The sequence below is a fragment of the Peptostreptococcus russellii genome (assembly GCF_900110295.1).
Taxonomy (GTDB): Bacteria; Bacillota; Clostridia; order Peptostreptococcales; family Peptostreptococcaceae; genus Peptostreptococcus; species Peptostreptococcus russellii_A.
The window spans coordinates 1-15,000 of sequence record NZ_FODF01000024.1 but is presented as its reverse complement, the minus strand read 5'-3'; the positions used below and the strand labels follow the sequence as shown (position 1 = coordinate 15,000).

The following is a 15,000-nucleotide window of genomic DNA, read 5'->3' as shown; positions in this document are numbered from 1 at the left end:
AAAAAAAAGCGATTTTTTCCACAGGTCATACAACATGTGGATAAATAAAAAAGTTATGCACATACTGTGGATAACTTTGTGGACAAAAAAGTTCCAACTCGATATATAATATATTTATACTCTATTTGAGGATTATTTAATTGTTGATAAAGTATATACATTTTTTACACAGGCTGTTAATAAGTTTAGGACAACTTCATTCAGTCTGATTTTATCAACAGTTTTTATACACAACATAATCAACAAGCAAAAATATTGAAAGAACGGAGGTCAGATATAATGGATGCAAACAAGCTTTGGATATCTGCAAAGCAAAAATTAAAGGGTTCATTCCCCAAATCCTTCTTTGAAATATACTTCAATGAAGAATCAATCCCTATAGCAGTAAAAGACCATGTCTTCTACCTTAGAGGAAATATAAGAACTAAGGAGTTCTTTGAAAATCAGAAAAAAGATAAGCTTTTAGAGGCTTTTAGCGAATTAGCCGCTAATATAAATGATGTAGTAGTTATTACAGATTTAGATGAAGAATTAGCCTTTTTCCAAACTGTAGACGAAGAAAATGCAAGAAATAGCGCTGCTGACGAAAGAACGGAATTAATAAGCAAAGCAAGCAATATTGCAAATGCAAATCTTAATCCAAAATATACTTTTGATACTTTTGTAGTAGGACCTAGTAATAATATTGCAGTTGCAGCTTGTCAAAGAGTCGCAAGCTCAGATGATATAATGAACGACAATCCCCTATTCCTATATGGTGGTGTAGGTCTTGGAAAAACTCATCTTATGCATGCTATTGGGCACAATGTTTTGGAAAGAGATCCTTCAAAAAAGGTACTTTATGTATCCTCTGAAACATTTACAAATGAACTTATTATGGCAATAAGAGAAAAGAAAAATGATGAGTTCAGACATAAATATAGAAGCGTTGATCTATTTATGATAGATGACGTTCAGTTTATCGCGGGAAAAACCTCTGTTGAAGAAGAGCTGTTCCATACATTTAACGATGTATTTGCAGCTGGAAAGAAAATAATTCTATCAAGTGATAGACCGCCAAGAGATATACCTCATTTAAAAGATAGATTGAAATCAAGATTTATATGCGGAATCATGGTAGATATACAGGCTCCGGACTATAGTACGAGAATGGCTATACTCCAATCAAAAGCTGAAAACGACAACCTTTCTATTCCAAAAGATGTAATAGAATATATTGCAGATAATGTAAAATCTAACATTAGAGAATTAGAAGGTGCTCTTAATAAAGTAATCCTTTATGCAGATCTTTCTTCTCAAGAGCTAAATTTAGATACAGCTAAAGAAGCTCTAAAAGATATACTTGTTTCATATAAAACTAAGGAAATAAATGTATTGAGAATAAAAGAAATGGTCTCAGATGCTTATAATGTAACAGTTGAGGAACTAAACTCTAAAAAAAGAACAAAGAACATAGCATTTCCAAGACAAGTAGCTATGTATATATCAAGAACTTTACTTGATATTTCTCTGCCCAATATAGGCGATGAGTTTGGTGGACGTGACCATACTACTGTTATGCATGCTATCAAAAAGATAGAAGATGAAATGGAAAAAAGTGAAATGACTAAGGTTAAAATCGAAAAAATCATTTCAGACTTAAACGGATAATCTTATCCACAGAAAAACAGTAGATAAGCTGTTTATTAATTGTGGACAAAAAAACAGCCCAAGTTATGCACAATTCATCAAGAATTTATACATGCTGTTAATAACATTTTTGTCTACAGGCTCAATCTGTTGATTAAAAATGTTTTGAGCTGTTTTTAACATTATCCACATACACTACTACTGTTACTACTATAGTTATTATTATATATATTTATATTATAGTTTTTAAGTTATTCACAATTAAGAAAGAAGGAGGTTTGTATACAATGAATATACTATGTAATCAAAAGACATTAGCACAAGCAATAACAAATGCTCAAAAGGCTATTAATAATAAAACAAATATAGAATTATTGAGAGGTATACTTCTTACAGCAAAGAACAATTCACTAATAGTTACTGGATACGATAATGAAATCAGTATTGAAACTACTCTTGAAGCTCAGGTAAATTCAGAAGGAAGTATTGTTATAAATTCAAGACTTATGGGTGATATAGTAAGAAAACTTCCAGATACTTTTATTTCAATTGAAACAGATGAAGAATACAATGTATTTATTAATTGTATGAATTCTAGATTTAAGATAAAAGGAATCCCTGCAGATGAATTCCCTAGACAGTCTGAGGTTTCAATGGATAATATGGTTAGATTTAATCAAAGTGAAATGAAAAATATGATAAAGCAAACAGTATTTGCAACAGCTTCAGAACCGATCAACCCTACTCTAGCGGGAGAACTTTTTGAAATAAATTCTGAATATGTAAATATGGTTGCTGTAGATGGATACAGATTAGCAGTAAGAAAATCTAAAGTAGATGAAGAAGTTGAAAATCCTATAAACGCAATTATTCCAGGAGCAACTTTAAATCACTTAAACAGTTTACTTTTAGATGATGGAGATTTCTTTATAGGTCTTGATGATAAAAATATCATTTTTAAACTTGAAAATACTAGAATAGTTGCAAGACTTATTGAAGGAAACTTTACAAAATATGAAAATCTTCTTCCTAAAGAGCATATAACAAAGATAGAAGTTGAAACTAGAAAGCTTCAAAATGCAATAGAAAGAGCTGCTCTATTATTTACTAGTGGCAAAAACAACATGATAAAAATTTCTATAAACGATAAGCTTATGGCAATTACATCAAATAATGAAAATGGTAATGCTTATGAGGAACTTGAAATAGATTTTGAAGGTGAAAGCCTTGAAATAGCATTTAATTCAAGATATTTCTTAGAAGGTATTAAGAATATAGACAGTGAAAAAATATCTATAGAGTTTGGTGGATCAGTAAATCCATGTGTTATCAAACCGATAGACGGAGTGGAATATATTTATCTTCTACTTCCAGTAAGATTAAGCAACTAAAAAAATAAAAATAAGGTGGAAGAACGACTTTGTTAAAAAAACATCGAAAAATAGTCTATCCACCTCTAATTAAGTTGCGAAAATTTCAATATATTTAACGTAAATACACTTGCAAATATTTTGATAAACAAAATTAAAAAAAATTCAACCTTATTAAATAAAGTGAGCTTTTTGTTAAAAAAAATGCCTGGCAATAAAAGGGGTAAAAAATTACGATTTTATCTGAAGAAGATTTTGCAAAGGGCCTCAATTTCAAAATATAAAATTCTTAGAATGGATTTTTTATTTTTGAAAAGAGGAAGTAAAGCTTAAAAGTACAAAAAAATATTAAATATTAGTATGCTTGTAAAGAAAGATTATATAAGCCAAACGCCTGCAAATTAAATGCAGGCGTTATTTTATTATTTTTGGCTTTTTTCTGGCAGGTAAACATATTTTAAAAAAGTGTCTGATTATGGTATAATAGAATAGTTACAATGTGCGATAGTGTGGATTTTTATATCTATTATGGCTAAATAGGGTTTAGGGCATTGAACATAAATATTTGACTGAAAAAGAGGTAGAAATTATGAAAAATATTATTATTGATTCTGAGTATATTAAGCTAGACCAGTTTCTAAAGCTGGCTGATATTGTTATGTCAGGTGGAGAAGCAAAACTGGTAATTATGAGTGAGGAAGTTCAGGTTAACGGTGAAATCTGTACACAAAGAGGAAAAAAATTAAGAACAGGGGACCTTGTTGAATATAAGGGTCAGAAATTTGCTGTTAAATAATTTTAAACATAGTAGATAATAAAGCTGTAATACTTTGTGGCTTTATTATTCTAGCTTAATTAGAGCTATTTAAGAGATTAAGATAATAGATGGAGTAGGTGTTAGATTGCGTATAAACAATTTAAAGCTGGTAAACTACAGAAATTATGATAGTTTGCTTGTCGATTTTAATAAAAATATAAATTTAATACTTGGAAAAAATGGGCAGGGAAAGACTAATATAGTTGAATCTCTAACACTTATGTCTATAGGTAAATCTTTCAGAACCAACAGAGATAGGGAACTTATTAAGTTTGGAAGTGAGAATCTCTATGCCGGATGTTCTTTTTCTAGAAATGGAATAGATAAGAAAATCGAAGTGGTGGTTACAAAGGACAAAAAGGGAATTAAGGTAAACGGAGTATCCATAAAATCTATTCAAGAACTTTTGGGAAATCTCAATGTGGTCGTTTTTTCACCTGAAGATTTGAAACTTGTAAAAGATGGACCTAGAGAGCGAAGAGTATTTATAGACAAAGAAATAAGTCAAATTATGCCTAGATATTATAGTATTCTTACGAACTATAATAAGATTTTAAATCAAAGAAATAGACTTTTAAAGTCGCACAAAGTAGATGCAAACTTGCTAGAAGTGTATGATTGTACTTTGGCTGAGTTTGGCGGAGAGATATATCTAATAAGAATGAGGTTTATAGAAAAATTATCCGAAATTTCCAATAAACTTCACAAAAGTCTTACTTCGGAAAAGGAGAATTTGACTATTAAATATAAAAATCAGCTAGATATTGACACTAGCACTCCTTTGCTAGAGATAAGAAATCAGATGATGGATAAACTGATGTCTTCTAGAGAGCAAGATATGATGAATAGAAATACAAAAATAGGCCCACATAGAGACGATCTTGGGATTTTTATAAATGATATAGATGTCAGACTGTACGGTTCACAGGGGCAGCAAAGAACAGCTTCTATCTCACTGAAGCTGTCTGAAATAGAACTAATAAAAAGAGAGTTGGGAGACTATCCTGTTTTGATATTGGACGACGTGTTTAGTGAACTTGATCAAAACAGACAGAAAATGTTAGTCGAAAAACTTAAGGACATACAAATGTTCGTTACGTCAGCAGATCCACTACATAAGAATATTTTGGGAAAAGACGGATACACAATATTTTATATAGATAGCGGAAAAGTGCTGAAGGTTGAAAATGGAGGTAATTAGATGGCAAAACATGAATATGGTGCAGATCAAATTCAGGTCTTAGAAGGCTTAGAAGCCGTAAGAAGAAGGCCTGGTATGTATATAGGTTCTACGGGACCAAGAGGTCTACATCACCTTGTATACGAGGTTGTAGACAACAGTATAGATGAGGCATTAGCAGGTAACTGCTCTGAAATATATATATCTTTAAACGAAGATGGAAGTGTAACAGTAGCAGATAACGGTAGAGGTATACCAGTAGAAGTTCATCCTAAGACAGGACTTTCTACTTTGGAGACAGTTTTAACTGTTCTTCATGCAGGTGGTAAGTTCGGTGGAGGAGGATACAAGGTATCTGGTGGTCTTCACGGTGTTGGTGTATCAGTTGTTAATGCATTAAGTAGCTGGTTAGTAGCAGAAGTAGTAAGAGATGGAAAGCTATATAGACAAAGATATGAAAAAGGTGTCGCTGTAACTAAGATTGAGGAAATGGATGCCCCTGCAGGTAAAGGCAGTGGAACAAAAATAACATTCCTTCCAGATCCTGACATCTTTGATGAAACAGTATTTAGTTACGATACTCTAGAATACAGACTTAGAGAATTATCATTCCTAAACAAAGTAATAAAGATAATATACGAGGACAAAAGATCTGAACACGAAAAGATAAAGGTATTCCACCACACAGGTGGTTTAGTAGAGTATATAAAGTTCTTAAACAGAACAAAAACAACTCTTCATGATCAGATAATATACGTTGATAAGGTAGCAGATGATTGTACTATTGAATTAGCACTTCAGTATACAGATTCATATTCTGAAAATATTTATTCATTTGCAAATAATATAAATACACATGAAGGTGGAGTTCATCTTGCTGGTTTTAAAACAGCTATAACAAAGGTTGTAAATGACTATGCAAGAAGAAACAACATACTTAAAGAAAAAGATTCAAATCTTTCAGGAGACGATATAAGAGAAGGTCTTACAGCAATAGTTTCTGTAAAATTATCTGAACCACAGTTTGAAGGTCAGACAAAGACAAAGCTTGGAAATACTTTTATGAGAGGTCTTGTAGAAAGCATTACAAATGAAGAAGTAGGAGCTTTTCTTGAAGAAAATCCAACTGTAGCAAAGATTATAATAGATAAGTGCTTGAGAGCACAAAGAGCTAGAGAGGCTGCTAAGAGGGCGAGAGAGCTTACGAGAAGAAAGAGTGTGTTAGACATGACATCTCTTCCTGGAAAGCTTGCAGACTGCTCTGAGAAGTCTCCAGCACTAAGTGAGATATTCCTTGTCGAAGGGGATTCTGCCGGCGGTTCTGCTAAGGCTGGTAGAGACAGAAATACACAGGCAATACTACCTCTAAGAGGTAAGATTTTAAATGTTGAGAAGTCAAGACTTGATAAAATTCTTGCTTCCGAAGAAATAAAAAATATGATTACAGCTTTTGGTTGTGGTATAGGTGATGAATTTGATGAATCCAAATTAAGATATCATAAAATTATAATCATGACCGATGCCGATGTAGATGGTGCTCATATTAGAACACTTCTTCTAACATTCTTCTTCAGATACATGAGACCATTGATAGAAGAAGGTTATGTATATGCAGCTCAACCACCTCTATACAAAGTCAAAAAATCAAAGAAGGATTATTATGCGTTCTCAGATAGAGAACTTTCAGACACACTTGATGAAATAGGAAGACAGGGAACAGAGGTATCTCGTTACAAAGGTCTTGGTGAGATGAACGCAGAACAGCTTTGGGAAACAACTATGGATCCACATTCAAGAACACTTCTACAGGTGACAATTGATGATGCAATAGTTGCAGATGAAGTATTCTCAATGCTTATGGGAGACAAGGTTGCTCCAAGAAGAGAGTTCATCGAAGAAAATGCAAAGTTTGTCAGAAACTTGGATATATAGGAGGTTGGCTGATTAATGGAAAAGACAAGTAAAATAATTCCGATAGAGATATCGGATGAAATGAAAAAATCATATATAGATTATTCTATGAGTGTTATAGCTGGTCGTGCTCTTCCAGATGTAAGAGATGGATTAAAGCCAGTTCATAGAAGAATACTTTACTCAATGAGTGAACAGGGGATCACACCAGAAAAGCCATTTAGAAAATCGGCACGTATTGTCGGTGACGTTTTGGGTAAGTATCACCCACATGGTGATAGCTCAGTCTATATGGCTATGGTAAAAATGGCACAGGATTTCTCTACTAAGGAACTTCTAGTAGATGGACAGGGTAACTTCGGTTCTGTAGATGGTGATAGCCCAGCAGCCATGCGTTATACAGAAGCGAGAATGAGTAAGCTTGCAATAGAGCTTCTTAGAGATATAGAAAAGGACACAGTTGACTTTGGTCCGAACTTTGACGAAACGTTGAAGGAACCATTAGTACTTCCAGCAAGATATCCTAACCTTCTTGTAAACGGATCTAATGGTATAGCAGTAGGTATGGCTACATCTATACCTCCTCACAATCTTGGAGAAGTAATAGATGCAACAATTCACTATATAGACAATCAAGATTGTGAAGTAGAAGAATTGATGAGTATTGTCAAAGGACCAGACTTCCCTACAGCAGCTACAATAGTAGGTACTGAAGGAATAAAAAATGCTTATAGAACTGGTAGAGGTAAGGTGAAGGTAAGAGCTAAGGCTGAAATAGAAGAACTTCCAAAGGGAAAACAGCAGATAGTAGTTACTGAAATACCATATCAGGTAAATAAGGCAAGATTAGTAGAAAGAATAGCAGATCTTGTAAAGGAAAAAAGAGTAGATGGAATATCTGATCTTAGAGATGAAAGTAGTAGACATGGTATGAGAATAGTTATAGAGCTAAAGAGGGATATAAATGCCAACATAGTTCTAAACAATCTTTATAAGCACTCACAGCTTGAAGATACATTCAGTATAATAATGCTTTCTCTTGTAGATGGAACTCCTAGAATACTTAATCTAAAGCAAGTAATTGGATATTATGTAGAGCATCAAAAGGAAGTTATCACAAGAAGAACTCAGTTTGAGCTAAATAAGGCACAGGCTAGAGCTCACATACTTGAAGGCTTAAAGATTGCTCTAGACAATATAGATAGAGTAATAAGTATAATAAGAGGATCTGCAAATGGACAGATAGCCAAAGAAAAGTTAATGGAAGAATTTTCTCTTACAGAAATTCAATCTCAGGCAATTCTTGATATGAGACTTCAGAGATTGACAGGTCTAGAAAGAGATAAGATAGATAAAGAATACAATGAACTTATGGAAAAAATAACATACTTAAAGAGTATATTGGCTGATGAAAACAAGCTTTTCTCAGTAATTAAAGATGAAATGATAGCTATAAGGGATAAGTTCGCAAAGGATAGATTAACAGAGATTATACCTGCAGAAGGTGAGTTTGATATAAAAGATTTATTTGAAGAGGAAGAAATAGCAATAACTCTTACGCATCTTGGATATATTAAGAGACTTCCAGCTGATACATACAGAAGTCAAAAGAGAGGCGGAAAAGGTATATCGGCTCTTACAACTAGAGAAGAAGACTTCGTAACAGACCTTATATCTACAACTACTCATTCTGTAATGTTATTCTTTACAAATAGAGGTAGAGTATACAAGCTAAATGCATATGAAGTACCAGAAGGTAAGAGAACTTCAAAGGGAACAGCCATAGTAAATCTTCTTCAGCTTAATCCAGGTGAAAAGGTTGCAAGAACAATATCATTTAATCCAGATGATGATAGCAGAGAAGATTCAGAATATCTAATAATGGCAACTAAAAATGGTATTGTAAAGAAGACTCGTATAAGTGAATTCAAAAACATCAACAAGTCAGGTCTTATAGCAATCAATCTTAGAGATGGAGATGAGCTAATAGGAGTAAAGATGGCTAATGGCGATGAAGAAGTAATGCTTGTAACTAAAAACGCAATGAGTATAAGATTTAGCGAAAAGGATGTAAGACCTATGGGTAGAGCAGCTACTGGAGTTAAAGGTATTACTCTAGGAAAAGATGATATAGTTGTTTCAATGGATCTTGTAAGTGAAGGAAAGGATCTTCTTGTAATAAGTAAAAATGGATTTGGAAAGAGATCTGATATAGAAGAATACAGACCACAGATAAGATCTGGTAAGGGTATAAAAACCTACAATATAACATCTAAAACTGGAGAAATAGTAGGTGCAACACTTGTAAATGAAGATGACGAAATTATGATGATAAACTCTGATGGAGTTTTAATTAGAATAAGAGTTGACGAAATTTCCATTTACGGAAGAATTACAAGTGGTGTTAAGTTGATGAGAACTGATGAAGAGGTTGAAGTAGTATCTATAGCTAAATTAAAAAGAGAAGACGAGATAGAGTAGAAAATTGGGAGGCTTGCTATGTCATTGAATATAAATTCAAAGTATAGAGATGATAGTAATAGTTGGGTCGTAGAATTGTCAGGAGAGTTGGATGTATCCTGTGCAGATGACCTTAAAAAAGAACTGGACAGTAATATTGAAAAGAAATTTTCCGATGTAAAGGTGGATATGTCTAACTTGCAATATATTGATTCTACTGGAATTGGAGTAATTGTGGGAGCAATGAAAAAACTAAAAAGTGGAGATAAAGATATTACAATATTAGAAGCAAAAGATAATGTAAAAAAAATATTTAAAATAACTGGTCTCGACCAGATTATACGTATGGAGGGGTAGTCGTGGAATACGAAATGATTAGTATGAATATGTCAAGTAATCCTAATTTTGTATCAGTAGTAAGACTGACAACTTCAGGTATTGCAAGTAAGATGGGATTTACACTGGATGATATAGAAGATCTAAAGGTATCAATATCCGAAGCCTGTACAAATGCAATAAAGCATAGTAAAGAAATGAACTTCGAAGTGAACTTCTATATGTATGATGACCGACTTACTGTAGAAGTTAAGGACAAAGGGATTGGATATGACGTTGATGCAGTTGCAGAACCAGACCCGAATAATCCGAAGACAAGTGGTCTTGGTCTTTTCATAATAAAGACTTTAATGGATGAAGTTGATGTTTGTACGTGCAACGAAAAGGGAACAATAATTAAAATGACAAAGATGGTTGGAGTTGAAGAATAATGGATCAAGTGGCCACAGGAAAAAATTATGAGGATATGGATGTAAAAGAACTCTTCAAGATTTTTTCTGAGGATAAAAGTAATGTTGCTCTGAGAAATGTATTGATTGAAAAACACCTTTATTTAGCAAAAATACTTTCAAGAAAGTATATGAATAAGGGCGTAGATTATGAAGATATTTATCAGGTTGCATCACTGGCTCTTATCTATGCTATAGATAGATATGATATATCTAGGGGATTTGAGTTTTCAAGCTTTGCAACGCCAACAATTGTGGGGGAAATAAAGAAATATTTTAGAGATAAAGTTTGGACAATGAGGGTCCCTAGAAGGATACAGGAACTAAGTAAAAAAATAAGTAATGCAAAACTGCACCTAGAGCAAGAATATAAAAAGAGTCCTACACCTTCAGAAATAGCAGATCATCTAGGAGTAACAGAAGAAGAAGTACTAGAGGCAATGGAAGCATCTTATGGATATCAGCCTATTTCTTTGGATACTCCAAGCAATGATGATTCAGAAGATAAAGATATGACTTTAGGGGATAGAGTCGGAGTAGAAGAGAAGAATTTTGTTGACATAGAACTGAAAGATTTTATGTCTAGGTTTATGGAAAACTTAAATGATCTGGAAGTAAATATAGTCAAAGGAAGATTTTTCGAAAACAAGACGCAGTCAGCGATAGCGAATGATTTGGGAATTTCTCAGATGACTGTATCCAGATTAGAGAAGAAGATTATTGAACGACTTAAAAAAGAATACGCAAAAGGCATGGAAGTATAAACATGAGGGATATTGCAAAATTGCAATATCCCTTTTCTATTTAGATTTGCAGAAGGAAAATCGAATTATTCATTTCTATAAAGGTTTTTTAAAGAAAAATTTTATATACTCCATAATTGTAATAATTAAGTGAAGGCATTTGACTTTAAAACATAGCTATGCCAAAAGACTAGTCATTTAGAATCAATTTTTATATAAATAATCCCATTTTACAAAATGCCAATAGCTTATATGTAATAAAACTTATTATAGGAAAAACAAGAAAGTTATTTGTATATTTTTGAAAAAATATATTTGAATAGCTGTATTAATATTAAAATTTCATTTTTAGATTTCTATGTAAAAGCGAGGAGGCTTTGTTATGGAAGAATATAATGTTCAAAGGGATGTAGATTCACCGGTATTAGGAAGGAATAAGAATATAAATATACCTATTAAAAAAATATGTAAAGATCCAATTAATCCTAGAAATGCATATAGGTTGGTAGAAGATGAACTTTTGAATGAAGGTAATGCTAGACAAAATTTGGCTACATTTTGCCAAACATATATGATAGATGAAGCAAAAGAACTTATGCGAGATACTATGGATAAAAATGCTATAGACAAATCGGAATATCCCAGAACTGCAGAATTAGAGAATAGATGTGTAAGCATTATTGCAAACTTGTGGAATGTAGGTGAAGATGAAAAATTTATAGGTTCATCTACAGTTGGATCATCGGAAGCGTGTATGCTAGGTGGAATGGCTATGAAGTTTAGATGGAGGGAAATGGCTAAAAAGGCAGGTTTGGATATAAATGCGAGAAAACCCAATTTAGTAATTACTTCTGGTTATCAGATATGTTGGAAAAAATTCTGTGTATATTGGGATATAGAACTTAGAACAGTTCCTATGGATGAAAATTGTTTGAGTATGGATCCAGAAAAATTTCTTGATTATGTAGATGATTATACAATTGGTGTAGTGGGGCTTTTAGGAATTACATATACAGGTAAGTTTGATGATATTAAGAGGCTAGATGAGAAACTAGAGCAGTATAATGCTCAACATGATATAAAAGTATACCTTCATATAGATGCGGCTTCTGGAGGCTTATTTACGCCTTTTGTAAATCCAGAATTAGAGTGGGATTTTAGACTAAAAAATGTTTTATCAATAAATACTTCAGGTCACAAATACGGCATGGTATATCCTGGAATAGGTTGGATTGTTTGGAGAGATGAAAAATATCTTCCAAGTGAATTAGTATTTAAAGTCAATTATTTAGGAGGAGAACTTCCAACAATAGCAATTAACTTTTCGAGAAGTGCAAGTCATATAATTTGTCAGTATTTTAATTTTTTAAGGCTAGGATACAATGGATACAGGGAAATTCACACAAGTACAAGAGAAGTTGCGATGTATATTTCTAAAGAATTAGAAAAGATTGGAATATTTAAAATATACAATGATGGTTGTAATTTACCAATAGTTTGCTATAGCTTAAAAGATGATGATAATAGAGAATGGACACTGTATGAACTTGCAGATAGACTTTTGATGAAAGGTTGGCAAGTTCCAGCATATCCTCTTCCTGAAAATATGTCAGATATAGTAATACAGCGTATAGTTGTAAGGTCAGATTTAGGAATCAATACAGCAAAGTCATATATAGAAGATCTTAAAGCAGCAATTAAAGATATTGAAAATGCTAGAATTTTATATCATGATAAAGGAGAGAAAAAAACTTTTGGTTTTACCCATTAATTAAAAAAATTCAAATTAGAATAAACTATAAAAGAGCCTGTCAAAATAAATTATACAGGCTTTTTTTGATAAAATTGTAAAAAAAATTGAATATATGTTATAATTACTAAAAAACTTTTAGAAAAAATTACAAAAATATAAATTATAAACATAGATTGCTAATCTATGTAAAAAAATTGATTATGAGATATTTAAAGGGAGGGAATAGATGGAAGAGTCGATACAGAAACAGACGACAATATTTGCACGTTATGTAGATATGTTTATGGAAAAGCTACCGTCTTTAATAATAGCTATAATAACTGTGATTATAGGTGTAATAATAGCTAAGGTAGTAAAAAGAATGCTTACTAGATTTTTGAAGAAATATAAATCAAGCGTGGGTCTTGTGAGTTTCTTTATAAATCTTTCTCAAGTTACAATAATAATTACAGCATGTATGCAAGCTTTAAGTGGTCTTGGGGTAAATACTACATCTTTTGCAGCCGTACTAGGAGCTGCTGGATTCAGTATAGGTCTTGCATTTAAAGAAGTGCTTGCCAATCTAGGTTCATGTATGATAATACTATTTTTCAAACCATTTGATATAGGTGATTATATTATGTGTGAGGGAACAGAGGGAACTGTTTATGAAATACAGATGTTTTCAACAACCTTAAAGACCAATGATAATAAGTTGATAATAGTACCAAATACTCAAGTCACAACAAATCCAGTAATTAATTTTACAGCTCAAGAAAAAAGAAGAATAGATTATGTATTCAATGTTGAGTATGACACAGATGTTAAAAAATTATATGAAATAGCCAATAAATTATTTGATTCTGATCCGAGTATACTAAACTCACCTAAGCCTTTGATAGGAGTGGAGTCTATGGATAATAATATAATACGATTTGTTGCAAAGCCGTGGGTTAGTACAAAAGATTATTGGGACACTTATTATAGATTGATGGAGGCTTTTAAGCATGAATTTGATATAAATGGCATAGAGCTTTCAAGAGTACATATTGTAAATGGAAATAAATAGTATAAAAATTAATAGACATAGTATTTTTTAGTACAAAAGTAAAAGTTCATTCCTAATATAAATAATATAAAGTTAAATTAGGAGTGAACTTTTTATATATTTGAATAAAAACAGGATAATAAAAATTAGATTTGCCATATTATTTTTAATAAAAAACTTGATAAATATGTTTTATTGGGCTATAATGTATTCATAAATAAATTAGCTAAGCGATGAAGGAACCTAGTAGTTTGATTATTGCAAACAGAGAGTGGATGGTAGCTGAAAATCCTCTGCAATGTCTTATGAATCTACTCCAGAGCTTCCGGTTTGAAATAGTATCGGACGTATACCTGCGATAAAGGTATGAGGTGGATTATTACTTTATAATCAACTAGGGTGGCAACGCGGAATGTGACTTTCGTCCCTTGTATGGGGTGATGGTCTTTTTTTATACCCAAAAACAGAATTTATTGAAATACCGCGCCTGTATTTGCTTGAAGTTAATAGGAATTATCGAAATATTTTAAAAAGGAGACTAAGATTATGTTAGATGTAAAAAGAATAAGAGAAAATCTTGATGAAATCAAAGTTTTAATGGGAAGAAGAGGAGAAGGTGAATTCGACCCTAAGGATTTAGATGAAGTAATAGAATTAGACGACAAGAGAAAAGAAATACTTAAAAAAGTTGAAGTTTTAAAGAATAAGTCAAATGTTGAATCTAAGAAAATACCTGAAATGATGAAGAAGGGTGAAAATATAGATGCAATAAAGGCAGATCTTAAGGAACTATCTGATGAAATAAAGGGGCTTGACGGTCAATTAAGAGAAGTAGAAGATAAGTTAAAATATAGACTTCTTAGAATACCTAATGTTCCAAATCCAGATGTTCCACAGGGTGAAACAGATGAAGATAATGTTGAAATTAGAAGATGGGGAGAACCTACTAAGTTTGATTTTGAACACAAAGCTCACTGGGATATAGGTACTGATCTAGATATTCTTGACTTTGAAAGAGCAGGAAAGATAACTGGTTCAAGATTTACATTATACAAGGGCTTAGGATCAAAGTTAGAAAGATCAATAATATCATTCTTCCTTGATTACCATACTGAAAATCATGGATATACAGAAGTTTTACCTCCATTTATGGCCAATGAAAACAGCTTTTTAGGTACTGGACAGCTTCCTAAGTTTGCAGAAGATATGTTTAAAATAGAAGGATTAAACTACTACTTAGTTCCAACTGCAGAAGTTCCTGTAACTAATATATACGCTGGTGAAATACTAGAAGGAGACAAACTTCCAATTAAGCACTGTGCTTA

The 15,000-nt window shown here is 32.3% G+C and carries 11 protein-coding genes, 1 pseudogene and 1 other annotated feature; all 12 genes and pseudogenes read left to right on the top strand.

What is annotated here, in order from left to right:
- The first annotated feature begins 279 nt into the window (after positions 1–279).
- Positions 280–1,650, top strand: a complete 1,371-nt coding sequence (gene dnaA / locus BMY82_RS08330; protein ID WP_091976094.1) for a chromosomal replication initiator protein DnaA — start codon at positions 280–282, stop codon at positions 1,648–1,650.
- A gap of 266 nt (positions 1,651–1,916) precedes the next feature.
- Positions 1,917–3,020, top strand: coding sequence for a DNA polymerase III subunit beta (gene dnaN, locus BMY82_RS08325; protein ID WP_091976093.1), 1,104 nt, complete (start codon positions 1,917–1,919; stop codon positions 3,018–3,020).
- A 568-nt stretch (positions 3,021–3,588) separates the two neighbouring features.
- A complete protein-coding gene (locus BMY82_RS08320) occupies positions 3,589–3,795 on the top strand; it encodes an RNA-binding S4 domain-containing protein (protein WP_091976092.1) in 207 nt (68 codons plus the stop codon).
- A 106-nt stretch (positions 3,796–3,901) separates the two neighbouring features.
- Positions 3,902–5,017, top strand: a complete 1,116-nt coding sequence (gene recF / locus BMY82_RS08315) for a DNA replication/repair protein RecF (protein WP_091976091.1) — start codon at positions 3,902–3,904, stop codon at positions 5,015–5,017.
- Positions 5,018–6,928, top strand: a complete 1,911-nt coding sequence (gene gyrB, locus BMY82_RS08310) for a DNA topoisomerase (ATP-hydrolyzing) subunit B (RefSeq protein ID WP_091976090.1) — start codon at positions 5,018–5,020, stop codon at positions 6,926–6,928.
- A 15-nt stretch (positions 6,929–6,943) separates the two neighbouring features.
- A complete protein-coding gene (gyrA, locus tag BMY82_RS08305; protein ID WP_091976089.1) occupies positions 6,944–9,388 on the top strand; it encodes a DNA gyrase subunit A in 2,445 nt (814 codons plus the stop codon).
- 18 nt (positions 9,389–9,406) lie between these two features.
- On the top strand, positions 9,407–9,724 hold the full coding sequence (locus tag BMY82_RS08300) for an STAS domain-containing protein (protein ID WP_091976088.1): 318 nt from the start codon (positions 9,407–9,409) through the stop codon (positions 9,722–9,724).
- Positions 9,725–9,747: 23 nt separating this feature from the next.
- Entirely contained in the window at positions 9,748–10,134 is a 387-nt protein-coding gene (locus BMY82_RS08295) for an ATP-binding protein (protein ID WP_091976095.1), read from the top strand.
- The gene (locus tag BMY82_RS08290) at positions 10,134–10,916 is read left to right on the top strand and encodes a SigB/SigF/SigG family RNA polymerase sigma factor (protein ID WP_091976087.1); all 783 of its coding nucleotides are present in this window, start codon (positions 10,134–10,136) and stop codon (positions 10,914–10,916) included. The genes BMY82_RS08295 and BMY82_RS08290 overlap by 1 nt, the downstream gene beginning before the upstream one ends.
- Before the next feature lie 361 nt (positions 10,917–11,277).
- Positions 11,278–12,666 carry a glutamate decarboxylase gene (locus tag BMY82_RS08285; protein WP_091976086.1) on the top strand — a complete coding sequence of 463 codons (1,389 nt, stop codon included), beginning with the start codon at positions 11,278–11,280 and terminating at the stop codon, positions 12,664–12,666.
- A gap of 208 nt (positions 12,667–12,874) precedes the next feature.
- On the top strand, positions 12,875–13,696 hold the full coding sequence (locus tag BMY82_RS08280) for a mechanosensitive ion channel family protein (RefSeq protein WP_091976085.1): 822 nt from the start codon (positions 12,875–12,877) through the stop codon (positions 13,694–13,696).
- A gap of 203 nt (positions 13,697–13,899) precedes the next feature.
- Positions 13,900–14,107 (top strand) — a binding site (T-box leader).
- Positions 14,108–14,221: 114 nt separating this feature from the next.
- Positions 14,222–15,000 (top strand): annotated as a pseudogene (locus BMY82_RS08275) (serine--tRNA ligase); the annotation flags it as partial.